Here is a 280-nt window from a genome sequence, read left to right on the forward strand (position 1 = left end):
TCAGACCCATCTGGCCGAGCTGGTGGTGCTCCAGGTTGTGCTTACGGGTCTGGATCTCGTCCTCGAGGAGCTTCTCGGGGATCGGGACCTCGACCAGCTCCAGCAGGGCGTCCAGCACCTTCTCCTGGGCCTGGGTGGCCTGGTCGAACTTCTTCGACCGCTCCAGGCGCCCACGGGTGTCGCCGCGCAGCTCCTCGAGGGTGTCGAACTCACTGGCCAGCTGGGCGAAGTCGTCGTCCAGCTCGGGCAGCTCGCGGGCCTTGACCTCGGAGACCTTGAC

At 66.8% G+C, this 280-nt stretch carries 1 pseudogene; it reads right to left on the reverse strand.

What is annotated here, in order from left to right:
• Positions 1-280: pseudogene (locus tag CCN51_RS58615) on the reverse strand (trigger factor); the annotation flags it as partial.

It is taken from the genome of Streptomyces milbemycinicus (assembly GCF_002154605.1).
Taxonomy (GTDB): Bacteria; Actinomycetota; Actinomycetes; order Streptomycetales; family Streptomycetaceae; genus Streptomyces; species Streptomyces milbemycinicus.